Origin of the sequence: Mesorhizobium sp. M0011, assembly GCF_040324155.1 — a bacterium.
Classification (GTDB): domain Bacteria; phylum Pseudomonadota; class Alphaproteobacteria; order Rhizobiales; family Rhizobiaceae; genus Mesorhizobium.
Map to the genome: position 1 here is coordinate 75,928 of NZ_JAMYVQ010000017.1, position 24,333 is coordinate 100,260.

The 24,333-nt window shown below is 64.5% G+C and carries 23 protein-coding genes; 5 read left to right on the plus strand and 18 right to left on the minus strand.

Going from position 1 to position 24,333, the window contains the following annotated elements; all coding sequences use genetic code 11:
* Window positions 1-37: 37 nt before the first annotated feature.
* The gene (locus tag NKK51_RS19260; protein WP_023811799.1) at window positions 38-931 is read right to left on the minus strand and encodes a dihydrodipicolinate synthase family protein; all 894 of its coding nucleotides are present in this window, start codon (window positions 929-931) and stop codon (window positions 38-40) included.
* Between the two features lie 111 nt (window positions 932-1,042).
* Between NKK51_RS19260 and NKK51_RS19265 the strand changes: the two genes are divergently transcribed.
* On the plus strand, window positions 1,043-1,693 hold the full coding sequence (locus tag NKK51_RS19265) for a GntR family transcriptional regulator (protein WP_352554307.1): 651 nt from the start codon (window positions 1,043-1,045) through the stop codon (window positions 1,691-1,693).
* A 54-nt stretch (window positions 1,694-1,747) separates the two neighbouring features.
* On the opposite strand, the gene NKK51_RS19270 is transcribed toward NKK51_RS19265, so the two are convergent.
* The gene (locus tag NKK51_RS19270) at window positions 1,748-2,047 is read right to left on the minus strand and encodes a hypothetical protein (protein ID WP_352554275.1); all 300 of its coding nucleotides are present in this window, start codon (window positions 2,045-2,047) and stop codon (window positions 1,748-1,750) included.
* A 317-nt stretch (window positions 2,048-2,364) separates the two neighbouring features.
* Complete coding sequence (locus NKK51_RS19275; protein ID WP_023811796.1) at window positions 2,365-3,861, minus strand: CoA-acylating methylmalonate-semialdehyde dehydrogenase; 1,497 nt, start codon at window positions 3,859-3,861, stop codon at window positions 2,365-2,367.
* A 375-nt stretch (window positions 3,862-4,236) separates the two neighbouring features.
* Between NKK51_RS19275 and NKK51_RS19280 the strand changes: the two genes are divergently transcribed.
* The 3 genes from NKK51_RS19280 (at window position 4,237) to NKK51_RS19290 (ending at window position 7,934) form a co-directional block, all read left to right on the plus strand.
* The gene (locus NKK51_RS19280; RefSeq protein ID WP_352554276.1) at window positions 4,237-5,118 is read left to right on the plus strand and encodes a LysR family transcriptional regulator; all 882 of its coding nucleotides are present in this window, start codon (window positions 4,237-4,239) and stop codon (window positions 5,116-5,118) included.
* 219 nt (window positions 5,119-5,337) lie between these two features.
* The gene (locus NKK51_RS19285) at window positions 5,338-5,781 is read left to right on the plus strand and encodes a phospholipase A2 family protein (protein ID WP_352554277.1); all 444 of its coding nucleotides are present in this window, start codon (window positions 5,338-5,340) and stop codon (window positions 5,779-5,781) included.
* The gene (locus NKK51_RS19290; protein ID WP_352554278.1) at window positions 5,778-7,934 is read left to right on the plus strand and encodes a phospholipase D-like domain-containing protein; all 2,157 of its coding nucleotides are present in this window, start codon (window positions 5,778-5,780) and stop codon (window positions 7,932-7,934) included. Before NKK51_RS19285 ends, NKK51_RS19290 begins: the two co-directional genes overlap by 4 nt.
* Before the next feature lie 4 nt (window positions 7,935-7,938).
* On the opposite strand, the gene NKK51_RS19295 is transcribed toward NKK51_RS19290, so the two are convergent.
* From NKK51_RS19295 to rsfS, 10 genes are all read right to left on the minus strand, one after another.
* Window positions 7,939-9,195, minus strand: a complete 1,257-nt coding sequence (locus tag NKK51_RS19295) for a D-amino acid dehydrogenase (RefSeq protein WP_128304957.1) — start codon at window positions 9,193-9,195, stop codon at window positions 7,939-7,941.
* Window positions 9,196-9,315: 120 nt separating this feature from the next.
* On the minus strand, window positions 9,316-9,870 hold the full coding sequence (locus NKK51_RS19300; protein ID WP_352554279.1) for a GreA/GreB family elongation factor: 555 nt from the start codon (window positions 9,868-9,870) through the stop codon (window positions 9,316-9,318).
* A 2-nt stretch (window positions 9,871-9,872) separates the two neighbouring features.
* Window positions 9,873-10,289 (minus strand): nucleoside diphosphate kinase regulator, encoded by a 417-nt coding sequence (gene rnk, locus NKK51_RS19305; RefSeq protein ID WP_352554280.1) that lies wholly within the window; start codon window positions 10,287-10,289, stop codon window positions 9,873-9,875.
* A 274-nt stretch (window positions 10,290-10,563) separates the two neighbouring features.
* The gene (gene alr, locus NKK51_RS19310; protein ID WP_352554281.1) at window positions 10,564-11,703 is read right to left on the minus strand and encodes an alanine racemase; all 1,140 of its coding nucleotides are present in this window, start codon (window positions 11,701-11,703) and stop codon (window positions 10,564-10,566) included.
* A 77-nt stretch (window positions 11,704-11,780) separates the two neighbouring features.
* Window positions 11,781-12,296, minus strand: a complete 516-nt coding sequence (locus NKK51_RS19315) for an RNA pyrophosphohydrolase (RefSeq protein ID WP_352554282.1) — start codon at window positions 12,294-12,296, stop codon at window positions 11,781-11,783.
* 156 nt (window positions 12,297-12,452) lie between these two features.
* A complete protein-coding gene (locus tag NKK51_RS19320; RefSeq protein WP_352440993.1) occupies window positions 12,453-13,631 on the minus strand; it encodes a divergent polysaccharide deacetylase family protein in 1,179 nt (392 codons plus the stop codon).
* A 211-nt stretch (window positions 13,632-13,842) separates the two neighbouring features.
* Entirely contained in the window at window positions 13,843-15,174 is a 1,332-nt protein-coding gene (locus tag NKK51_RS19325; protein ID WP_023811786.1) for a S41 family peptidase, read from the minus strand.
* On the minus strand, window positions 15,175-16,512 hold the full coding sequence (locus NKK51_RS19330; RefSeq protein ID WP_352554283.1) for a murein hydrolase activator EnvC family protein: 1,338 nt from the start codon (window positions 16,510-16,512) through the stop codon (window positions 15,175-15,177).
* Between the two features lie 124 nt (window positions 16,513-16,636).
* Complete coding sequence (gene rlmH, locus NKK51_RS19335; RefSeq protein WP_023811784.1) at window positions 16,637-17,119, minus strand: 23S rRNA (pseudouridine(1915)-N(3))-methyltransferase RlmH; 483 nt, start codon at window positions 17,117-17,119, stop codon at window positions 16,637-16,639.
* A gap of 27 nt (window positions 17,120-17,146) precedes the next feature.
* Window positions 17,147-17,524 carry a ribosome silencing factor gene (rsfS, locus tag NKK51_RS19340; protein ID WP_013529073.1) on the minus strand — a complete coding sequence of 126 codons (378 nt, stop codon included), beginning with the start codon at window positions 17,522-17,524 and terminating at the stop codon, window positions 17,147-17,149.
* A 242-nt stretch (window positions 17,525-17,766) separates the two neighbouring features.
* On the opposite strand from rsfS, the gene NKK51_RS19345 reads away from it, so the two are divergent.
* Window positions 17,767-18,618 (plus strand): mechanosensitive ion channel family protein, encoded by an 852-nt coding sequence (locus tag NKK51_RS19345; RefSeq protein WP_352554284.1) that lies wholly within the window; start codon window positions 17,767-17,769, stop codon window positions 18,616-18,618.
* A gap of 9 nt (window positions 18,619-18,627) precedes the next feature.
* On the opposite strand, the gene NKK51_RS19350 is transcribed toward NKK51_RS19345, so the two are convergent.
* The 5 genes from NKK51_RS19350 to obgE all read right to left on the minus strand — a co-directional run bounded on the left by NKK51_RS19350 (window position 18,628) and on the right by obgE (window position 24,313).
* Window positions 18,628-19,911, minus strand: a complete 1,284-nt coding sequence (locus NKK51_RS19350; RefSeq protein WP_352554285.1) for an MFS transporter — start codon at window positions 19,909-19,911, stop codon at window positions 18,628-18,630.
* 68 nt (window positions 19,912-19,979) lie between these two features.
* Window positions 19,980-20,612, minus strand: a complete 633-nt coding sequence (locus NKK51_RS19355; RefSeq protein WP_352554286.1) for a nicotinate-nucleotide adenylyltransferase — start codon at window positions 20,610-20,612, stop codon at window positions 19,980-19,982.
* Window positions 20,613-20,816: 204 nt separating this feature from the next.
* Window positions 20,817-22,103, minus strand: coding sequence for a glutamate-5-semialdehyde dehydrogenase (locus NKK51_RS19360; protein ID WP_352554287.1), 1,287 nt, complete (start codon window positions 22,101-22,103; stop codon window positions 20,817-20,819).
* Window positions 22,104-22,105: 2 nt separating this feature from the next.
* Window positions 22,106-23,278, minus strand: a complete 1,173-nt coding sequence (gene proB, locus NKK51_RS19365) for a glutamate 5-kinase (protein ID WP_352554288.1) — start codon at window positions 23,276-23,278, stop codon at window positions 22,106-22,108.
* A 3-nt stretch (window positions 23,279-23,281) separates the two neighbouring features.
* Window positions 23,282-24,313, minus strand: a complete 1,032-nt coding sequence (obgE, locus tag NKK51_RS19370; RefSeq protein WP_352554289.1) for a GTPase ObgE — start codon at window positions 24,311-24,313, stop codon at window positions 23,282-23,284.
* Window positions 24,314-24,333: the final 20 nt, after the last annotated feature.

Consider the following 24,333-nt stretch of genomic DNA (forward strand, 5'->3'; position numbering starts at 1 on the left):
CATGTCCCAGTCTCCGCCCCGCTCGCTTCATACCAGCTCAGAACTGCGGCAGTGTCGGCCGCACGGCGAGCGCATCCTTGACGATCTTCTCGACAGCCTTGCGGCGCTCTCCAGACAGCGGCTGGCGCGGCATGCGAACGCGGTCATTTGTGTTGATCGCGAACACTTCGGCAAGCTTGATGTTTTGGACCAGGTAAGTCGAGACATCGAGATCGAGCAGCGGCCGGAACCAGCGGTAGATGGCGAGCGCCTCCTCGCGGCGGCCCTGCTTCATCAGCTGGAATATGGCGACGGTCTCGCGCGGGAAGGCTGTGACCAGTCCCGCGACCCAGCCGATGGCGCCGACCGACAGCGCCTCGAAGGCCAGATTGTCGACGCCGGTGAACAGGTCGTAGCGGGTGCCCAGGCGATTGATGATCTCGGTCGAACGACGGATGTCGTCGGAGGATTCCTTGATCGCGACAAAGCGCTTGTCCGACGCCAGCTCCTCCATCTGGTCGACGGTGACGTCGACACGGTAGGCGAGCCGGTTCGAGTAGATCATGACCGGCAGGTCGCCCGCCTCGGCGACCGCACGAAGCGCTGCAACCGTCTCTTCCGCATTGGTGTGGTAGATCGGGCTCGGCACGACCATGAGGCCGTTGGCGCCTTCCCGGCTCGCGCGCTTGGCGATGCTGGCCGCCTCGCGTGTGCCGGCCTCGTTGACGGTCAGCAGCACCGGCTTCTTGCCGGCGACCTTCTGTGCGGTCTTCAGCACCTCGATCTTCTCGTCGGGCGACAGCATCGGCCCCTCGCCGAGCGATCCGCAGACGATGATGCCGTCGCAGCCGGCCTCCATCTGCAGGCTGAAGCAGCGCTCCATCTCGGCATGATCGAGACGATCATCCGCGGTGAATTTGGTCGTGACGGCAGGAAAAACTCCGGTCCACATGATCATCTCTCCATCTGATATATCAGTGGTATATCTATTAACAAACCCGCTGTCAATGCGGATTCCGTTATGATATATTCAAGATATATCAGGAGAGCGCATTTGATATCCATGGCAGCAAACACCTCGGCGGAGCCGGCCGCGACCAGGGCCTACCATGTGCTCGAGCACATGATCGTCACGCTCGAACTGGCCCCGGCAAGCTTCGTCACCGAGGGCGCCCTGATCGACAGGCTGGGGCTTGGCAGGACACCGGTGCGCGAGGCTATCCAGCGGCTGGCATGGGAAGGGCTGCTCGACGTCAGGCCGCGCGCCGGCATCGCCATCGCCCCGCTCCATCCCGGCGACTGGTTGCGCGTCCTCGATGCACGTCGCGGCGTCGAGGTGGTGCTCGCCCGCTCGGCCGCCCGCTTCGTCACCCGCGAAGCCGCCGACCTGTTTCACGAAGCAGCGCTTGCCATGCAGAAGGCGGTGATCTCGGGTAATGTGCTTGCCTTCATCCAGGCCGACAAGGCACTCGACGAAGCGCTGGCGCTGGCTGCCGACAATCCCTTCGCCGCCCGTTTGGCCGCCCCCTTGCAGACCCACAGCCGCCGCTTCTGGTTCCGCTACAAGGCCGAGACCGGTCTTGCCGAATCCGCCGAGCACCATGTCGCGCTGATCCGCTCGATCCTTGCGGGCGACGAGGAGGCCGCGGCCAAGGACGCCAAACGCCTGATGGCGCTGTTGCGCGGCCACGCCGAGACGGCCGCTACGCGCTGAATGTCCTTTTATATCCGGTGCGCTCTCGTCGCCGGCGCTTCCTCGAAGCTCGGGTCAAGTCCCGGGCAAGGCAGCCGCCGCCATCAACGGGCCGTCCCAGCCTTCGCCTGCCGTGATGACGCAGCTCTGACCATGCGTGTCGGTGGCAAGAATCGTCCAGGTCCCTTGGTCGGAGACGAAAATCTCGAGAATCACGCTCGGGTTGACCAGGCCGCGCGCCGCCTCGCTTTCGTGGAATTTTTCCCCGAGCGCTTTGATCATATCCGCACGGGCCGCGCATTGCTCTGCCAGCGCCGGGGCGGCCGGAAACGCGGAAACCGCCGCGAAAAATAGCGTTGCCACAAGACGGGTCATCTGACACCTCCTTGCGCCAGACGATGTCCCCGAGGCTGTCGCCAGCGCCGTTGCTTGATCTGCCGTACCTCCTTGCGGCAGGACTGCAGACCAAGACGGCAGATGCCTACTTGGTTCCATCACATTAGCGTTCAAGCGGATAGGGTCGCCACCGGATTGCAAAAAAAGCCCGGGGCGCAAGCGCCCGGGCCTTGAATCCAAATCAATTTGTCGTCCGGGTCAGTTCATCGTCGGGATGACGAATTCAGCACCGTCCTTGATGCCCGCCCGCGCGACCGCAGCCGAAGGCGAGGACGCGCAACCGAGAAATCGTCCGTCTAGTTCATCGTCGGGATGACGAATTCGGCACCATCCTTGATGCCGGACGGCCAGCGCGAGGTCACCGTCTTGGTCTTGGTGTAGAAGCGGAATGCATCCGGCCCGTGCTGGTTAAGATCGCCGAACGAAGATGCCTTCCAGCCGCCGAAGGTGTAATAGGCGATCGGCACGGGGATTGGCACGTTGATGCCGACCATGCCGACCTGGACACGGCTTGCAAAGTCGCGCGCGGCATCGCCGTCACGGGTGAAGATGGCGACGCCATTGCCCATCTCGTGGTCGTTGGCCAGCTTGATCGCGCTCTCATAGGTCGGCGCGCGCACAACAGAGAGCACCGGCCCAAAGATCTCTTCCTTGTAGATGCGCATATCGGCGGTCACATTGTCGAACAGGCAGCCACCCATATAGTAGCCGTCTTCATAACCCTGCATGGAGAAGCCGCGGCCGTCGACGACCAGCTTGGCGCCTTCCTTGACGCCGGTGTCGACATAGCCCTTAACGCGTTCCAACGCCTGCGCCGTCACCAGCGGGCCGAAATCGGCGGAAGAGTCGGTCGAAGGACCGACCTTCAGGCTCTCGACGCGCGGGATCAGTTTTTCCATCAGCCGGTTGGCGGTATCGTTGCCGACAGGCACGGCCACCGAGATCGCCATGCAGCGCTCGCCGGCCGAGCCGTAGCCGGCGCCGATCAGCGCATCGACGGTCTGGTCCATGTCGGCATCGGGCATGATGATCATGTGGTTCTTGGCACCGCCGAAGCACTGCACGCGTTTGCCGGCGGCCGTGCCGCGCGAATAGATGTAATGGGCGATCGGCGTCGAGCCGACAAAGCCGATGGCCTTGATGTCGGGATCGTCGAGGATGGCGTCGACCACGTCCTTGTCGCCATTGACGACATTGAGGATGCCTGCCGGCAGGCCGGCTTCGAGGAAGAGTTCGGCAATGCGCATCGGCACGCCGGGATCGCGCTCCGAAGGCTTCAGGATGAAGGCGTTGCCGCAGGCGATGGCCGGCGCGATCTTCCACAGCGGGATCATCGCCGGGAAATTGAACGGCGTGATGCCGGCGACGACGCCGAGCGGCTGGCGCATCGAATAGACGTCGATGCCGGGGCCGGCGCCGTCGGTGAATTCGCCCTTCATCATGTGCGGCGCGCCGATGCAGACTTCGACCACTTCGAGGCCGCGCTGGATGTCGCCCTTGGCGTCAGCGATGGTCTTGCCGTGCTCGCGCGCCAGGATGTCGGCCAGTTCGTCATAGTCGCGGGCGACCAGTTCGAGAAACTTCATCAGCACGCGCACGCGGCGCTGCGGGTTGGTTGCCGCCCATTTGGGCTGTGCCGCCTTGGCATTCTCGACAGCCGCGCGCAGTTCCGCCTGCGAAGCCAGCGCCACCGTGCCGCGCACGGAGCCGTCCATCGGCTGCATGACATCCTGCTTGCGGCCGCTGGTCCCGGCGACATGCTTGCCGCCGATGAAATGACCATAATCGATCATGATTTCTCTCCCTTGTTCGTGATGCTGTATTGTCCGCCTTTGGCCGGCGGATGGCAACGCGACGGAGAACGCAACCGTTGTGCGGAGAATAGATAACGAGAGGCACCTGTGCATCAATTGCCGCAAATGATAGGGTGCGCCCGTCTTTACAGGATTTCTCAAGGTTGAGCTTCGTCACACCCCCCTCTGTCCTGCCGGACATCTCCCCCGCAAGGGGGGAGATCGGATGTAGCGGTCGCTTTCGCAAATCTTCAGCTCCGCAAAAGAGGCTCTGTCAGCGGAGCTGCCAATCTCCCCCCTTGCGGGGGAGATGTCCGGCAGGACAGAGGGGGGTGGGCGGGAACGCGACGCTCGTCATTAGATCGGACCATGCCCATGAACTGGGATGACGTCCGCATCTTCCTTGCCGTGGCCCGCGCCGGCCAGATCCTTGGCGCGGCCAAACGGCTGGAGCTCAACCACGCCACCGTCTCGCGCCGCATCGCCGCACTCGAGGATGCGCTGCGGACAAAGCTGTTTCGTCGGCTGACGACCGGCAGCGAGTTGACCCCGGCCGGCGAGCGCTTTCTCGACATTGCCGAGCGCATGGAAGGCGACATGATCGCCGCGCGCTCGACCATTTCAGGCGAAGGCGATGATGTCTCCGGCACCGTGCGCATCGGCGCGCCCGACGGTTTTGGCGTCGCCTTCCTGGCCAAGCGCCTCGGCGAACTGACCGCCCTGCACCGCGAACTGACGATCCAGCTTGTGCCGGTGCCGCGCTCCTTTTCGCTGTCGCGTCGCGAGGCCGACATCGCCATCACCGTCGAGCGGCCGACCGAAGGCCGGCTGGTGGCAGGAAAGCTGGTCGACTACTCGCTCGGCCTGTTTGCCTCGCGCACCTATGTCGAAGCGCATGGCTTGCCCAAAACCGCCGCCGAGCTCGACCAGCACACGCTCATCGGCTACGTGCCCGACCTCATCGTCAGCCCCTCGCTCGACTATGCGGGCGAATTCAGCGCGGACTGGCGCACCAGCTTCGCCATCTCCTCGGCCCTCGGCCAGGCCGAGGCGGTGCGCTCGGGCGCCGGCATCGGCATCCTGCACACCTTCGTCGCCCGCTCGATGCCGGAATTGGTATCCGTCGATGTGGTCGCGCCGATCCGCCGTGCCTACTGGCTGGTCTATCACGAATCGGTCAGGCCGCTGCGCCGCGTCCAGATCGTCGCCAGCTTTATAACCAAGGTGGTGGAGCGGGAGCGAAACCTGTTTGTCTGATGCATGTCGCCCAAAAGTGATCTCGGTTTTGAGAGAACGACATGCATAAAACAAAGACGCTAAAGCGCATCGCATGAATCCGATCAAACGCGATGCGCTTTAGCCGTGCCGCCTTTTCCTTGCCACAAAACCGGCCAGTGTGGCATCAGGCGTGCGGTCGCCGGCTGTGGGCGGGCGCCGCGCGCAGGGACATCTTTCAGAAAGCTGGCGCGAATAGACATGCGAGCCGTTCTTGCCATCCTGCCGCTGCTTTTCGTTTCCGCATGCGCCAATCTGTGGACGAAGGTCCCGGAAGCCGAACTGCCCAAACCGATCCGCTACGCCATGGCGCGGCCTTCGCCTTTCATCTTCGGCAATTATTGCGGCCCCGGAACCCGCACCGGCGACCTCTCGGCCCGGCCGGTCAACCGCCTCGATGCTGCCTGCCAGACGCATGACGCCTGTTACATCGCCCGCCACAACCATTGCGACTGCGACGGCACCCTCGTCGCCTCGGCGAAAGCGATCCGCGACGACAAGACAGCGCCGCGTAAAATGCGCGGCGAGGCCGAACTGCTGATCGCCACCTTCACCATTCCCGTCTGCAAGGTCTTCCCGCAGGGCTTCATGCCGCCGCGCGATCCGGCGCAATTGAGCGCCCTGAAGACCGGAGCGGCCGGGTGAAGGGTCACGCATCCATCGCCATCGCTCTGTTCGGGCTGGCTGTCCTTGCCGGCTGTGCCGTCGCTGGCCGCAATGCCTGCGATCTCCTGCAAGGTCAGAGCGCTTGCGCGCGACCCGCGCTCTCCGCCGAGACAGCTGGGCCGCGGATCGCCGCCGCGCAGTTTTTCGGTGACGCCGGCACCAGCGACTACGAAAAACGCTTCCTGGCGCTGCTCGCTCGCCATCAGCTTGGCGCCATGGACCGCGCCAACGGAACCGGCCCTTTCGGTCACGACCGCCATGAGATCGCTAACAGCGATTTCCAGGCGACCTACCGGACACTGCAAAAACTGGCCCGGCCGGTGGCCGAAACGCATCTGCCGCCGGCCGGCGCCAACAGCGGCGAGGGCCATTTCGATGGAGGCTGGCGGGTGTCGCGGCAGACGCTCTACATCGATGCGGCTGCGCGGCCCTCGGCGCCCAGGATCTTCGATTTCTCCGGCCTGCAGGCGCGCAGCGTCGAGATCGTGCTGCGCCAGGCCGGCAAGCAACCAGCCGACATCGAGGGCATCTGCGATGGCACGCTGGCGATCCGTGCCGGCGGCGGTTCACGCACCATCGCCACGGGCACGGCATTCCGTTTTCGCCTGACCGGCGAGAATGACACGGTCAGCCTGTTTCCAAGTGACGGTCTGAACCGCTGCACCGCAAGGATCCGCTCCAGCCTCGCCCCGGCCGGCGCGCCGCTCACCATCCGGCGCGAAGAGACTGCCGATCCGGCTCTCGCCGCCTTCGACAGTCGCTACGAGCGCTGCCCGACGCCTGACCCCACCAGCCTCGATGCTATCAGCCGCGCCTTCTATGCCAGCCGCTGGCTGTCGCAGACCTGTGCCTTGCCGATCGGAAAGCCGCGCCTGCTGCGCAAGTCGCGCGATGGCTTCAACGCCAAGGTCGAGGCGTTGATGGGAGCGCCGCTGTCCGACAGCGCCATCGACAAGGGCGACCCGGAGCTGCCGCTCGACTTCTCCAAGGCGCCAAGGCTGAAGCTGATCTACCTGTCGTCGCTGGAGTTCAAGGCTGACTTCTCCGGCCGCATCATCGAACGGCTGATCCGCCACCATGCGGCCCTCGGCACCAAGGTGCGCATCATGGTCACCGACGTGCTGGAGCGCGACAAGGACGACGCCCTGCTGCATCGGCTGGCGGCCGAATTCCCCAATGTCGAATTGCAGGAATATCGCTGGCGGGCGGACCATGGCGCGCCGATCGACGAGCAGATCTCACAACTGCACAAGGTCCATCACGTCAAGATGCTGGCAACGCTTGCCGACGATCCCACGCGCTCCCGCGCCATCATCGGCGGCCGCAACATCCATGACGGCTTCCTGTTCCACCAGCCGATCGATCTGTCGCGCTATCCCGATCTTGAGCAATACGGCAAGACCGACGGGTTCTCGTTGAATTACTATTCGAACTGGAGCGACTTCGACATCGAGTTCGCCGATCCGGCCACGGTCGAAACGCTCGCCGCGCATCTTTCGACAGTGTGGCTGCGCGACGCCGACACCAATCTGGCGCGTCCCTTCTCCATTCCGGTCCGGTCCGACGGCGCCCGCCCGTCAGGCACGGCGCGGCACTTCATTTCGGTGCCCTACGAGGATGGCCATGCGCTGGAGGACTATTTCGTCGAGTTGGTCGACGCCGCCCGGCACCATATCCAGATCGTCAATCCCTACCTCAACCTGACGCCCAAGCTCGCCCAGGCTGTTGATCGGGCGCTCGCCCGCGGCGTCAGGATCGACATTGTCGGCCGCATCGATCTCAAGGGCGATATCGGCGGCAAGTTTCTCACCGCGCTCAACAAGCTGTTCGTCGAGAAATATGGCGACCGCATCAACATCCGCGAGTTCAAGGCGCCTGACGTGGTGCTGCATTCCAAGATCATGATGATCGACGAAAGGCTGGTCGCCATCTCGTCGGTCAACCTCAACAACCGCAGCTTCTTCCACGACAGTGAGAACGGCATGATGGTGCTCGATCCGGCCTTCTACGCCAGGATGAAGCCGATCTATGACGACTATGTCGCGCACTCCAATCCGGTCGCCACCAATGTAACGATCCCGTGGGCTTACCGGCTGCTTTTCGACGAGGACTGGGTCCGGCAGGCGTTCTGACCCTCTACCGTAGATAGCGCTCCTGCGCGAGGTCACGAACGTCGATGTCAGGCACCCGGCTGGAGATGATGTCGGCCAGAACCTTGCCCGAGCCGCAGGCCATGGTCCAGCCAAGCGTGCCGTGGCCGGTGTTGAGATAGAGGTTGGAGAGCTCGGTGCGGCCGATCAGCGGCGGACCATCCGGCGTCATCGGCCGCAGCCCGCACCAGAACGTCGCGTCCCGCATCGCGCCGGCGCCCGGAAAGAGATCGCCGACCGAGTGTTCCAGCGTGCGCCGCCGCGATTCGTGCAGCCTGAGGTCGAAGCCGGAAATCTCGGCCGTACCGCCAACCCGGATGCGGTCGCCGAGCCGGGTGATCGCCACCTTGTAGGTCTCGTCCATCACCGTCGACACCGGTGCCGCGGCGGCGTCCTTGATCGGCACGGTGATCGAATAGCCCTTGACCGGATAGACCGGGATCGGCCGCTTCACCCGGCGCATGAAACCTGCCGAATAACTGCCCAGCGCCATCACATAGGCGTCGGCGGTCTTCCAGCCTTTGCTGGTGCTGAGATTGGCGATGCGGTTGCGGCTGCGGATGACGCGCCAGATCGTCACGTCGTATTCGAACTTGACGCCGCGGGCCACACAGAGTTCGGCCAGCCTGTCGGTGAACATCTTGCAGTCGCCGGTCTCGTCGTGCGGCAGCCTGAGGCCGCCGACGAACTTTTCGCGCACCCCGGCAAGGCCAGGCTCAGCCGCGATGCAACCGTCCTGCTCGAGGATCTCGTAGGGCACGCCGTACTTCTTCAGCACCTCGACATCGCCGCCGGTGCCGTCGAGCTGCTTTTGCGTACGGAACAGCTGCAGCGTGCCCTGGGTACGCTCGTCATAGGCGATGCCGGTCGCTTCGCGCAGCGCCTTCAGCGTGTCGCGGCTGTATTCGGCGAGCGGAACCATGCGCGCCTTGTTGATCGCATAGCGCTCGGCGGTGCAGTTGCGCAGCATCTTGATCAGCCATGTCCACATATGCGGATCGAAGGCCGGCCGCACCACCAGCGGGCCATGCTTCATCAGCAGCCATTTGATCGCCTTCAGCGGAATGCCGGGTCCGGCCCAGGGCGAGGCGTAGCCGGGCGAAATCTCGCCGGCATTGGCGAAGCTGGTTTCCAGCGCCGGGCCTTTCTGGCGGTCGAGAACCGTCACCTCGTGGCCGGCCTCGGCAAGGAAGTACGCCGTGGTCACTCCGATGACGCCGCCGCCCAGCACCATGATCTTCATCGTTCACTCCTTGCCGCGCCGCACGTCCTAGGGACGCCTGGACGCGGCCGCATTTCCGATTTGCGCACGATCCCCGGCGAAAATCGATGCCGACTTTCGGGATCGTGCAGTGTTGCCTGTTCACGCCGCCGTGGGACCGGGGTCGTCATCCCCTGTCTGCCGCATTCCGGCCCTTTCGCCAAGGGGCCGCCAATCGGCTGCGGCGCTGTAGACGAGGGTGAGCCCATGCGGCCGTCGCGCCTCGACTTGGGATCTCTCCCTGACGGCACGCCGCGCGGCCTCCGGCTGGTAGAGCACGGTTGCGACCAGGACCGACTCCCGCCTGCCGTCGGCCTGTTCGATCCATGCAGTCCGGCCCTCGGCCATGCCGAGCATGCAAAGCCCCCGCCTTGTCATGATCGACAGGCTGGAGCCGACCGGACCGCGCACCTCGTTCTGCACCAGGGTCCGGGTCTGGGCAGGGCCGGCATCGACACGAAACACCAGCCTGCTGTTCAGCGTCACGATATCGGATCCGACCGAATCGATCGCGACGACCTCGGCTTTGGAAAGCTTGTCTTCAAGCATTGGAACAATCGGATCCGCGAAAGCCCGCCGACGCTCCAACATGATCTCGAGGACGGCGAAGTCCTTTGTCGTCAGCCGGAAATTCGCGCCTGTCATCGCCGTCTCCATGATCAGGACCCTTCCCGCCCGCAGGCCGGCGCATCGACCACTTCGATGGTCGCCGACAGTTCCCGGCCGCCACGACTGCTCCAGCGCACTGTCTGCCCGATGGTGGCGCCGATGAGCGCCGTCCCCAACGGCGTCAGCACCGAGATCCTGTTTTCACTGATGTCTGCTTCGCCGGGATAGACCAGCGTGATGCGCTGGGTGTGGCCGCCATCGTTGCGGATTGTCACCGTCGAACCCATCCGCACCACGTTGGCCGGCATGGAAGCCGCTGCCGTGACGACGGCACGGTCCATCTCCGAAAGCAGTTCTTCGGCCGTCTCGGGCACGCGGTCGAGCGACGCCCGCGCCAGGCCCGTCAGCCTGTGGTGGTCGGCATCGCTGACCCGGCTCGGTGGACGCAATCCTGTTGCATGTTGCATGGCAAACCTCGATGACTTGGCGCATCGAACAGACGCGCGCCTGCCGCCGCACGGACGGTGGCTTGATGAAAAGCCGGCAGCCGCGAAGCTGTCTGGCTCGAGTTGATGATGTCAGGTAGAAATGCCCCGGTTCGGACGAACGCCAAAAGGCGACCGCGCCGGGGCTACGATCCCGCGATCGGGCAGACCCTGAACAAGGTTCTGATATAAGCTGGGTTGCTCATGCAAGGAGCCTTGCCGACAGGCGTCCGCTTGTCAAGCGTGGCCAAACCGCTCAACCGCCGACATAGCGCCGACGGAAGCGCGAGCCGAGGCTGGTCAGAATCTCGTAGCCGATGGTGCCGGCATGGCCGGCAGCGTCGTCGACACTTTGCGAGGGACCGAGCAGTTCGACGAGATCACCCTCGCGCAGCCTGCCGGCCGGCAGGGCGGAAATGTCGAGAATGATCGAGTCCATCGACACTCGCCCGAGGAAAGGCAGGCGCACGCCCTCGAACCAGGCGGCGGACGCGGCGCGGCGCTGCCAGCCATCCGCGTAGCCGAACGAAATCGTCGCCAGCCTGAGCGGGCCTTGCGCTTGATAGGTATGGCCATAGCCGACGCCCGCGCCCTTTTCGACGCTGCGCGTCTGTGCCACCTTTGCCTGCAGCCGCACCACCGGCAGCATCGGATTGGGCTTTGCCGGCGTCGGATTGATGCCATAGAGCGCGGCACCGGGGCGGGCGAGATCGTAGCGAAAGCGTTCCCCAAGAAAGATGCCGGAGGAATTGGTCAGCGAGGCCGGTGCCGCCGGCAGCATCTTGCGCAGCTGCTCGAATGCCAGCCGCTGCCGCTCATTGGCCGGGTGCTCCGGCTCGTCGGCGCAGGCCAGATGACTCATCACGAACCGGATGTCGATGCCGTCGAAGGCCTGCGGATCGGCGGCAACGCGCTCCACATCCCGGGGCGCCATGCCGAGCCGCGACATGCCGCTGTCGACCTGGATCGCGGCCGGCAGTTTTCGGCCGGCGCGGCGAGCCGCCACACGCCAGGCCACCAATTGTTCCGGGCTGTTGATGACTGCGCAAATGTCTGCCGCCACAGCGTCCCGCTCGGCACCGGGCGGAATGCCGTTCAACACGAAAATGGCAGGGCCCGGACCAAGCGAGCGGCGCAGGGCGACGCCTTCGCCCAGGAGCGCAACGAAGAAGACATCGCAGCCTTCGCGCAGCAGCGCCGCCGCGACCTGGCCGGCGCCAACGCCGTAGCCGTCCGCCTTGAGCACACCAGCGCAGGCAACATCGCCCAACCGCGCTTTCAGCCGCCGGTAGTTTTCACGGATTGCACCGAGATCGATGGTGAGGATGGCCCCAGCCGCCACTTCGCTTGTGGCGGTGACCTCTTCTGGCGGCGGCTTTTGGGGGGCGTCGTTCATGGCGACCCTTCGCGTGGTAGTGGATACATCAATAGGACCGCCGGGCCGGCGCGGCAACCGCGGTTGTTGTATAGCGGCTATTGCACCAGATGCCGGAACGCCGCCACCACATCCTCATAGACATGGCGCTTGAACGGCACGATCAGGTCGGGCAAATCCTGCATAGGCCGCCATGCCCATTCGTCGAACTCTGCGGTGTGGCCGCCCGGCGGCGGGTTGATCTGGATCTCGCTGGTGTCGCCGTGGAAGCGAAAGGCGAACCATTTCTGCGTCTGGCCGCGATACCGGCCCTTGAAGGCGATGCCGACGAGATGGTCCGGCAAATCATAGTTGATCCAGTCCGGCGCCTCGGCCAGCAGCGAGACGCCTCGCATGCCGGTCTCCTCATGGAGTTCGCGCTCGGCCGCCTGCAGCGGCTCCTCGCCCTTGTCGATACCGCCTTGCGGCATCTGCCAGAGCTGCGTCGTGCCGGCAAATTCGCTGTCCGGTTCGGCAATCCGGTGCCCGACCCAGACAAGGCCCTCGGCATTGAGGATCATCAGCCCGACACAGGGACGGTAAGGCAGCGTTTCGCGATCAATCTTTTTAGCCATGCGTGATGGGGTCCAGCCGTTTTGAGAATTCGCTCCGGTGAGGCAGGTGGCGAGCGTTTTCGAGAACCGGAGCGGAGCGTACTTAAAGTACGTGAGCACCGGAAGCGCAGAAAACGTCGACAGATGCCCGCCGGAGTAGAATTATCAAGACGGCTGTTAGCCTTTTTGCGGGTCAATGGCCACCGCTGAAATCGGCACGATCTCGATGCCGCGCTTCTTGGCCTCGACCACCCAGGACGACACCGTATCGACCGTCAGGTCGAAGGCCGAACCGATGCCGACGGCGGTGCCTTTGGCCCGCGCGGTCGCCTCCAGGCTGTCGAGCTTCTTCAGGATTTCGCCGCGATCCTGCACGGCATCGATCGCCATGTCGCCGGCGACGAAGGGCACGCCGTCCTTCAGCGCCAGGTCCGGCGCCAGGCTGCGAGCCGACGAGCCGTCATCGATATAGGCAAGGCCGCGTTTGCCGAGCTCGGCGATGAACGGCTCCATCGCCGCCGCGTCGGCGGAAAAACGGGCGCCCATATAGTTCATGACGCCGGTATAGTTGGTCGTCCGCGACAGTGCCCAGTGCAGGCTTTTCAGGTTCTCATCCGCGCTCGCCGCCACCGTCAGCGTGTTGCGGCCCGGATTTACCTTCGGATAATCGAACGGTTCGAGCGGCACCTGCATGACGATCTCGTGGCCGCTCTGCCTGGCTGCCTGCATCCACCGGCCGATGCTGTTGCCTTGCGGCGCGAAGGCCAGCGTCACTTCCGCCGGCAGCTTGGCGATGGCCGCCTGGGTGCCGGTCTGCGAAACCGAAAGCCCGCCGATGACGATCGCCACCCGTGCGCCGCGCCCGCCCGACCAGGGCCGCGCATAGACGTCGAACGGCCGTCTGCCATCGGTGGCGCGCACCGGCAACGGCCCAGTCTCGCTGGTCTCGATCAGCGCCTTGTCGGGAATATGCGCGATCTTCAGGTTCTGGCCGATGGTCGACGGATCGCGAATGACGATCGCTGCCTTGGGCGGCCCATCGCCCTCCTCCGTCTGCACATGAATGATCTGCGGCCCGCCTGATTTGACCGGCGCCTCCGGCTTCGGTGCCGCCGGGGCCAATGCAGGCGGCGCAGGGGCAGGTTCGGCCGCCGCGGTCACTTTCGGCGTTGAAACTGCAACCTCTTGCGGCTTTCGAAACGGCTTTTCCCTGAGCGCGATCGCGCCGGAGACGCCTGCCACCGCCAGCACGGCCACGGTCGCCATGATCGCACCGCCGCTGAGCTTGCCGGCGGCGCGCGGCGGCCGGACTGCCTGTCCGAGCGGGCGTTCGATGTCCTTGCCGATGTCAGCCAAGCCTAATCCCCGGGCGCATGGCTCCGAAGGCGAAGCCGCTTCGAAAGGACATGCGCGAATTCATCAATCCCGGCGCACCCCGCGCCATGTCTTGGGAGCTTTGCCTCGCCCCCCGAATCAAACTGCCGGAACCTTTCGGTCCCGGCAGCATCGCATTGCTTCCATCAGGCTCAAACAGAAAGATGGAGCGGCGCGTGGCCGCTCCAGATCCTTACTGGTTGAGAACCGCCTTTTGCGGATTGGGCGGGAAGGCCGGATCGGTCTTCTGGCCGCGCAGCAGCTGCTCGGCATAGATGAGCTGCAGATCGTCTTTCGGATCCGGCGGCACATAAGCTGCCGAGCCCGAACCGGTCGTGCTCTCATCGGCGCCCTTGATATGGCCCTTGAGGTCGGATTCGCCGCGCGTCAGGTCCCTGCCCTGCAGTTCCGGCGGCAGCGGCTGGTCGACCTTGATGTCGGGCGTGATGCCCTTGCCCTGGATCGACTTGCCGGACGGCGTGTAATAGAGCGCCGTCGTCAGCCTGAGCGCACCATTCTCGCCGAGCGGAATGATGGTCTGCACCGAACCCTTGCCGAAGGACTGCGTGCCGACCACCGTGACGCGGCGCAGATCCTGCAGCGCGCCGGCGACGATTTCCGATGCACTGGCCGAACCGCCATTGACCAGGACGATCATCGGCTTGCCGTTGATGTCGTCGACCTGCTTGGGCTTGGCGTCGAAGCGGGTGACGTCCTTGGGGTCGCGGCCACGCGTCGAAACGATCTCGCCGCGGTTGAGGAAGGCATCGGACACGCTCACCGCCTGGTCGAGCAGGCCACCCGGATTGAGGCGGAGATCCAGAACGTAGCCCTTCAGCTTGTCGTCGGGAATCTGCTTCTTGATGGTGTCGATGGCGTTCTCGAGGTCGTCATAGGTCTTTTCGGTGAAGGAGGTGATCTTCATGTAGCCGATGTCGTTCTCGACCCGGAACTTGACCGCCTTGACCTTGATGATGTCGCGCACGACCGTCAGTTCGATCGGCTTGTCGGCGCCCTGGCGCAGGATGGTCAGCTTGATCGGCGTGTTGACCAGGCCGCGCATCTTGTCGACCGCATCGTTGAGGGTCAGGCCGCGAACCTCTTCGCCATCGATCTTGGCAATGTAGTCGCCGGCCAGCACGCCTGCCTTGGCGGCCGGCGTGTCGTCGATCGGCGTGATCACCTTGACCAGATCATTCTCCATGGTGACTTCGATGCCGAGGCCGCCAAACTCGCCCTTGGTCTGGACGCGCATATCCTGCGCCTGCTCGGCATTCATGTAGGAGGAGTGCGGGTCAAGCGAGGCCAGCATGCCGTTGATGGCGTTCTCGACCAGCGACTTGTCGTCGGGCGGTGTCACATACTGTGCCCGCACCCGCTCGAAGATATCGCCGAAGATCGCCAGTTGCTTGTATGTCTCCGACCCTGCAGCGTTCGCCGCCGAGCCGGGTGCGCCATAGACCAGGCTCATGGCGGACGCGCCCATCAGCGCACCGGCAAACAGAAGCGACAGTTTCCGCATTATTCACGTCCTTCCAGAAAAACGGTCCGCCCACCATGGGGCCGGATCGACGGGTTTTCCATCCTTGCGGAACTCGACATAGAGTTCCGGCGTGGCATTTCCATTCTTCGAAACCGAGGTGCTCGCCACCCGGGCCTCTCCCATCGCACCGATCGGCTCTCCTGCAAGCACTGATTGACCGGTCGCGACGCTGATTCTGCTCATCCCCGCCAAAACGACATGATAGCCGTCGCCTGCGTTCAGGATCAAGAGTTGACCATAAGACCGAAACGGCCCCGCATAAAGCACATTTCCATCCGCCGGCGCGGTGACGATGGCTCCCGATTGTGTCGCAACCATGTCGCCAAGCATCACCGCGCCGTTACCGTCATCGGCGCCGTATCGCCGCTTGATGCGGCCGGTCACCGGCAGTGCGATCTGCCCCTGAAGGGCCGAAAAGGGCACCGCGGCGGCAAGTTGGTTGCCCTCCGGAACCGGCAGCGACGCCAATTCCGCCGGCGCAGATGTGTTGTCGCGATCCGCCGTCTTCTGCTCGGCGGCCTTGGCCGCATCGGCGGCCTTGCGGTTCTTGTCGGCCTGCGCTTCGAGCGAGGCGATCAACTCTTTCAGGCTGCCGGCCTTGGCCGCCAGCGCTTCGGATCGCTGCTTTTCCGCGGCCATTTGCGTTTGCGTGTCGGCTTCGAGCTTCTGCTTGGCCTCCAGCAGCATGCCGAGCCGCTTCTTTTCCGCCGTCTGGTCGCCGACCGCCGCCGTCAGCCGCGCCCGTTCGGCCTCGATCGACGCCGTGATCCTGGTCTGTTCCTTGAGATCGGCAAACAGGCTATCGGTCTGCTGGCGCAGTTCGGGCACCACCGCGCCGAGCAGGATGGCGCTGCGCACCGACGACAGCGCGTCCTCGGGCTTGACCAGGATCGCCGGCGGCGGGTTGAGGCCCATGCGCTGCAGCGCGCCCAGCACTTCGGCCAGAACGTCGCGCCGCGCCATCAGCGAGGCGCGGATCTTCTGTTCCTGGCCCTTCAGTCCTTCCAGCCGGGCGCCGATGTCCTCAATGTCCTGGCCGAGCTTCTGCTCGGTCATCGCCGACTGGATCAATGCGGCGGTGATCGAGGCGTGATCCCTCTTGATCGTCGCGATATCGGCGGAGAGTTTGGCCAATCGTTCCGACGACAGCGTGATCTCCTTCGAGACCCGTTCATATTCGGCCCGGCTCTGATCCGGATCGGGAGCCATGTCGAGCGTGTTTTCCGCCCGCCCCGCATGCAGCGACAGCACAAGTACCGCCGCCGCGATGCCGCAGCGCGCGCGCCAGGAGCCCGTTCTTGATTTGCTGTCTTCAGACATTGAAGCCCGACTCTATGCGTGGCTTCGTTAACGAACAATCAACCATGTTCGAAACCGCCCACTCGATGCAATCTTGCCTCGGCATTGGGGCGGAAATCCGGGTGTGTCGCACCAATTCACCGGTTTACGAGCGATGGTAGGGATGTCCCGAAAGGATGGTGGCCACACGATAAAGCTGCTCTCCCAGCATCACGCGCACCAGTTGATGCGGCCATGTCAGCAATCCGAACGACATCACCAGTTCGGCCTGGTCGCGCAGCGACTGATCGTGGCCGTCGGCGCCGCCGATGGCGATGACCAACGCCTTGCGGCCACCGTCACGCAACAGGCCGAGGCGCCCGGCGAAATCTTCCGAGGAAAAGCTTTTGCCGCGTTCGTCAAGGAGGATCAAAGCGGTTCCGGGCTGCAACTGCGTCTGCAGTTTCTGGCCTTCCTCACGCCGCCGCTCGTTGGCGGTCTGGCCGCGCCCCTCGGCAATCTCGGCAATGCCGCCAAATTCAAGCCCCACTACCGGGCCGCTCTTGGCGAAACGCTCGAAATAGCGGTCGGCCAGCAGCTTTTCGGGGCCGGCTTTCATCCGGCCCACGGCATGAACTGATATCTTCATCCTCGCCTTGTAAGCCGCGCGAACGACTTAGTGGAGCGTTTCTTCCTCGAGGTCCGGCGCCTGCCACATCTTTTCGAGATTGTAGAATTCGCGGACTTCGGGGCGGAAGACATGGACGATGATGTCGCCAGAATCGATCAGGACCCAGTCGGCGCCGGATAGCCCCTCGACGCGCGCGGTGCCGAGACCGGCATCCTTGATCGCTTTGAGAAGATGATCGGCGACAGCCGCGACATGACGGTGCGATCGGCCCGAAGCGACGACCATGTAGTCGCCGAGGCTCGATTTCCCCTGGATGTCGATGGAGACAATGTTTTCGGCCTTGGAGTCTTCCAGACTGGCAAGGACTGTCTTGATGGCGCGGGACACGGCGTCGTCTACGCTGATCCTGGCCGGCGAAGGCATGATATCGGCCTTCTTCCGCAGTGCTGTTCTCAGTGTATTTCCTTTCGCAGCAAGAACAACCAAATCACCCCTTGAAGCAGGTGACACCACTTAGATAGGCAGAGTTCCCTGACAGTTTCAAGACGGGACCCTGCCTCGCACGAACGTATTGTCGCTCTTGTGGTTCCGCCGCACGCCGGAAAAGATCGGAACCCTCACCGCCCGCATGGGTTATCGGCTCACCGACCAACCGGATTTCCCCCATGCCGATCGACCCGCAAAACGCTTTTCTCAGCGTCCAGGCTGGCCTCGCCCAACTGAGCACGCTGATTGTTTCGTACTCCTTCTCGGCCATCGGTGCCGTCATCCTCTTGATTGTCGGCTACATCGTCGCCGGTCTTGCCGAACGTTCGATCTTCGCTGGTCTCGGCCATATCCATGGTTTCGACGCGACGTTGCGGCATTTCTTCTCGAAGATCGTCCGCTACGCCATCCTGATCCTCGTCACCATCATGGTGCTCGGCCAGTTCGGCGTGCAGACGGCCTCGATCATTGCCGCGATCGGTGCCATTGGCCTCGCCATCGGCCTGGCGTTGCAGGGCACGCTGCAAAACATCGCCGCCGGCATCATGCTTCTGGCGCTGCGGCCGTTCCGCATCGGCGAATCCGTCGAGGTCGGTTCGATCGCCGGTACGATCGAGGAGATCGGCCTGTTCGCGACCAAGCTCAGGACGGCCGACGGGGTCTACATATTGGCGCCGAACTCGACGCTGTGGAACCAGCCGGTGCGCAACTTTTCGCGCAACGGCGTACGCCGCAGCGACATCATACTCAGCATCGGCTCCTGGAACGACATCGACAGGGCGCAGAAAACCTTGCTCGCCATTGCCGCGGCCGAACGGCGAGTGAAACGTGAGCCGGCACCGATCGCTTTCGTCTCGACATTAGGCGACAGCACTGTTTCGATTGCCTTGCGCTATTGGACTTCGTCGGCGGACTTCTTCGCCACCCAGACCGATCTCACCAAGCGCGCCAAACAGGAATTCGATAGCGAAGGCATATCGATCCCGCTGCCGCCACCGGAAGCGCCCCAACCCGAAGCCCGCCGGCAATAGGCGGTTGGCTCAGTGTCGGCCCTCATCGTCCGGTGCGAAGGCAAGTTCAACCGGCAACGGCGCCTGCGCCGTCATCGGTGCGAAACTGCCGGTTTCACCGACCGGGACCGCACGCGTCGTGAACACGCGCAAAAGCACGAACAGGCAGAAGGCTGCGGCGATGAGAACAGCCACATAGATGAAAGCCTGCGTTCCGAAGACGGCTGAAAGCGCCGTCACGATGCCGGGCACGACGAAACCCGACAGCGACCAGGCAAACAAAAGCGAACTGGACAGCGCCACCATGTCGTCCTTGCCGGCGCGGTCGGCGGCATGTGCGCTGGCCAGCGAATAGATCGATTCCGAGGCGCCGTCCCACACGATATAGATCACAACCAACGCGGCCAACGCGCCGCCATCGAACCCGAGCGCAAACAGGCCGGCAACCATGGCGAGCGCGGATGCGGCGATCAGCACATAGCGGCGGTCGGTTCGGTCGGAAATCCAGCCAAGCGGGATCTGCAGGATCAGCGTGCCGAGAGGCATCGCCGAAAGCAGCAGCGCCACATCGGCCTGGCTGTAGCCCTTGGCCGTGGCGTGGATCGGCGCGAAGCCCGCAATCGACATCGACAGGCCGCCAACCGCAAGCATGCCGGCGACGCCGACCGGTGAAACCCGCCAGGCGCGGCGCAGCGCCACCGAGGCCGCCTGCGGTGCCGGCGGCTGGGCAAGTCTGGTCATCCCGACGGGAAGGATCGATAGCGCCGTGAAGACGATGCCGATCAGCGGCGCATCCGCTGTCCTGATATCGACCAGCGCCAGCGTCGCGTAGCCGACGCCGAGCCCGGCGACATAGGCAACGTAGAAGAAAGCCATCACCCGGCCGCGGATGGCGTTGGCAACGGCGTCGTTCAGCCAACTCTGCGCGACGATGAACAGGCCGCAGATGGCAAAGCCGTAGAGCGCGCGGGCGGCTATCCACAGCAGCGGATGGACCCCGGCGCCGACAGCGGCGTTGGCCAGTGCGATCAGCGCCGACAACACCATGAAGGCACGGGCATGGCCGACCCTTCGCACCAGCGGTCCGGTCAGGATGCAGCCGGCCAGCCCGCCGGCCGAAAGTCCGGTGATGATCAGCCCGGCCCAGGTCGGATCGAAACCCTCGGCGCCGAGCCGAACCGGGATATAGGCAAACATCAGCCCGTTGCCGACGGCAATCAGTGCCATCGACACGATGACGCTGGCAATCGCGATCAGCGGTGTGGGCTCGGCGCCCTGCTCGGCTTCGCTGCGGATTTTCCTGGGAATCGACATGCCTGCTCAGGATTGCCCATGAAACTGGCAAAGGGAGCGATAAAAGCGACATGGGCGGACGGGCGGGCTCACCCCTTCGCCAGCTTGCGGATCGCGCTCGATGACAGCGACGAGCGCGGGCCGTGGATGAAGGTCCAGGCCGGTGCCTTCAGGCGGGCAAGCCGCGGCGCATCGCCCTCGTCGACGCGGGCATAGTCGAAGGTCTTGGCGACGACCGAGGACAGGAACGACAGCGTCGCGCCCGGGCGGTCGATGACGGCGATCGGGAAGGTCATGACGATCTCGCGCCAGCGCTGCCAGCGGTGAAAATCGCGCAAACTATCCGCACCCATGATCCAGACGAAGTCGACACCGGGATTGCGCGCCTTGACCAGCGCCAGCGTGTCGGCGGTGTAGCGGACGTGATGCGCCGCCTCGAAGGCGGTGACCTTGATCTTCGGGTTCTTGGCGATCTGCTCGGACAGCTGCAGCCGCTCGCCCAGCGGCGCCAACTCCCTGGTGTTCTTCAGCGGATTGCCCGGCGTCACCATCCACCACAGCTGGTCGAGCGCCAGGCGCCGCAGTGCAATCTCGGCGACCAGCGCGTGGCCGGCATGCGGCGGATTGAACGAGCCGCCGAACAGGCCGACGGCGAGGCCTTTCTCGGCATGCGGCATTTTGAGATAATGGGAGGGAACGGGGGGGTGGGAAGGGGATAGCATCGCGCTAGGCACCCCCCTCTGCCCTGCCGGCCATCTCCCCCGCAAGGGGGGAGATCAGCAGTTTCGGCGAAGGCGTAAATCTTGCCGCGTTGGAGATCGGCGAAACCCGAAATGCCAGCCAATCTCCCCCCTTGCGGGGGAGATGTCCGGCAGGACAGAGGGGGGTGGCTGGGCGCAAGCTTCAGGCCCTTTGGGCGAAATACGTCAAGGCCTCACCTGTCCAGACCCGCGCACGCGGTATTTGAACGACGTCAGTTGCTCGACGCCCACCGGTCCGCGCGCATGCATCTTGCCGGTGGCGATGCCGATCTCGGCGCCCATGCCGAACTCGCCGCCGTCGGCGAACTGCGTCGATGCGTTGTGCAGCAGGATCGCCGAATCGATCTCGTTGAAGAATTTTTCGACCGCTTGCGCATCCTCGGCGACGATCGCCTCGGTGTGATGCGAGGAAAACGTCTCGATGTGATCGATCGCACCCTTGATACCGTCGACCAGCTTCACCGCGATGATGGCATCGAGATATTCGGTGATCCAGTCGGCATCGGTCGCCGGCCTGGCGTCGAAAAACACTTTCAGCACCTCGGCATCGGCATGGATCTCGCAGCCGGCCGCGCGCAGTGCGTTGAGGATCGGCACCAGATGCGTGGAGGCGACCGCGCGGTCGACCAGCAGCGTCTCTGCGGCACCGCAGACGCCGGTGCGCCGCATCTTGGCGTTGACGGCGATCCGCACCGCCATTTGGAGCTCGGCCGAACGGTCGATGTAGAGATGGCAGATGCCTTCGAGATGCGCGAAGACCGGCACCCGTGCCTCGGCCTGCACCCGCCCGACGAGGCTTTTGCCGCCGCGCGGAATGATGACGTCGAGCATACCGCCCAAGCCTTTCAGCATCTCGCCGACGGCGGCGCGGTCGGTGATCGGCACCAGTTGGATGGCGTCCTCCGGCAGGCCGGCTTCCTTCAGCCCTTCGACCAGGCAGGCGTGGATGGCGGCCGAGGAATTGAGCGAATCCGAGCCGCCGCGCAGGATTACCGGATTGCCGGCCTTGAGGCACAGCGCGCCGGCATCGGCGGTGACGTTCGGGCGGCTCTCATAGATGACGCCGACGACGCCGAGCGGCGTGCGCACGCGCTCGATATGCAGACCGTTCGGCCGATCCCATTGTGCGATCACGTCGCCAACCGGGTCGCGCAATTCGGCGATCTCCCTGATGCCGTCGGCCATGGCGCGAATGCGCGCCGGATCGAGCTTCAGCCGGTCCATGAAGGAGGCGGAAAGCCCGGATTCCTGGCCGTTCGAGACATCGATGGCGTTGGCGTCGAGAATGTCTTGCTGCCTGGCGACGATCGCCTCGGCCATGGCGGCAAGTGCAGCATTCTTGGCGGCGGTGGTGGCAATGGCCAACGGTCGGGCGGCAGCGCGGGCGCGGCGGCCGATATCGGCCATCAGCGCCACTGTGTCTTCTCCGGATTTTTCATGCTGCTTCAGCATGCTCATCCTCCGCTTATGGCGCCACCGGCCAGTACTTGGTCGCTAGCCCCTACTTGGGCACCAGAATGACTCACCACAAGGTCGTCGCGGTGGATCATCGCCGAACGCGCCTCGTAGCCGAGCACGGTTTCGATCTCGGCCGTCTTCAGGCCCGCGATCCTTACGGCATCGGCTGCATCGTAGGCAACCAGCCCGCGCGCGATCTCGCGGCCCTCGGGCGACAGGATCGCCACCGTGTCGCCGCGCGAGAAATTGCCGCTGACCAGCTTGACGCCGGCCGGCAGCAGCGACTTGCCCGACAGCAGCGCGCCGATGGCGCCGGCATCGACTGTCAGCCGGCCGGCCGGTTCGAGTTGGCCGGCGATCCAGGTCTTGTAACCCTTGACCGGATTGGAACTCGGCCGGAAGAAGGTGGCGCGTTCGCCGCGTTCGATCGCCATCAGCGGCGACAGCCGCGTGCCCGACGTGATGATCATCGCGGTGCCGGCGGCGGTGGCGATCTTGCCGGCATCGAGCTTCGTGCGCATGCCGCCGCGCGACAGTTCGGAAGCGGCCGCACCCGCCATCGCCTCGATATCGGGCGTGATCCGGTCGACCACCGGAATGAATTTAGCCTGGGGGTCACGCGCCGGCGGCGCCGTATAGAGCCCGTCGATGTCTGAGAGCAGCACCAGGAGGTCGGCGCCCATCATGGTGGCGACGCGAGCCGCCAGCCGGTCATTGTCGCCGTAGCGGATTTCGGAAGTCGCCACCGTGTCGTTCTCGTTGATGACCGGCACTGCCTTCATCTTCAAGAGTGTCGAGATCGTCGCCCGCGCATTGAGATAACGGCGGCGCTCCTCGGTGTCGCCGAGCGTCAGCAGGATCTGGCCCGATTTCAGGCTGCCCTTGCCGAGCGCGTCCGACCAGGCGCCGGCCAATGCGATCTGTCCCACGGCTGCCGCCGCCTGGCTCTCCTCCAGTTTCAGGGCTCGCTTGCCGAGGCCAAGGATGGTGCGGCCAAGCGCGATGGCGCCGGAGGAGACGACGAGGATTTCAGCGCCGCCCTGCGCAAGCACCGCAATATCGTCGGCAAGCGAGGCGAGCCAGTCGCGCTTCAGGCCTGACGTTCGGTCGACGAGCAGCGCCGAGCCGATCTTGACGGTGATGCGCCGATATTTTTTCAGCGACTGCATGGCCTACTTGTCCCAGCGCGTCTCGACCGGGGTAGCCGTCCGCGCACGCGCCTCGCCCACCACCGACATCAGCGCCCGCAGCACCGCCTCGACGCCTTCGCCGGTGACCGCCGACAACAGCATCGGTGCTCGGCCGGCGGCACGCTTCAGCGAGGCGACTTTCTTCTTGCGCGCATCGGCGTCGAGCGTATCGACCTGGGACAGCGCCACGATCTCGACCTTGTCGGTCAGGCCGTTGCCATAGGCCTCAAGTTCCGCGCGCACGGTCTTGTAGGCTTTGCCCGGATTTTCCTCCTGCGCCGAAACCAGATGCAGCAGCACGCGCGTGCGCTCGACATGGCCAAGAAAGCGATCGCCAATGCCGACGCCCTCATGCGCGCCTTCGATGAGACCCGGAATGTCGGCGATGACGAACTCGCGCGCGTCGATCCGGGCGACGCCGAGGCCGGGATGCAGCGTCGTGAACGGATAGTCGGCGATCTTCGGCTTGGCCGCGGTGACCGCCGCCAGGAATGTCGACTTGCCGGCATTGGGCAGCCCGACCAGCCCGGCATCGGCGATCAGCTTCAGCCGCAGCCAGATGTTGAGCTCCTGCCCCGGCAGGCCGGGATTGGCGCGGCGCGGCGCCTGGTTGGTCGAGGTCTTGAAATGTTGGTTGCCGAAACCGCCATTTCCGCCCTTGGCCAGCAGAAAGCGCCGGCCGACCACGGTCAGATCGCAGATCAGCGTCTCGTTGTCCTCTTCGAACACCTGCGTTCCCGCCGGCACCTTCAGCGTGACATCGGCGCCCTTGGCGCCGGTCATGTTGCGGCCCATGCCGTGGACGCCGGTCTTGGCCTTGAAATGCTGCTGGTAGCGGTAGTCTATGAGCGTGTTCAACCCGTCGACCGCCTCCAGCCAGACATCGCCGCCACGGCCGCCATCGCCGCCATCCGGCCCGCCGAACTCGATGAACTTTTCGCGCCGGAACGACACCGAACCGGCGCCACCGTCACCGGAGCGGATGTAGACCTTGGCTTGATCGAGAAATTTCATGGGATTGTACAGTTTCTACT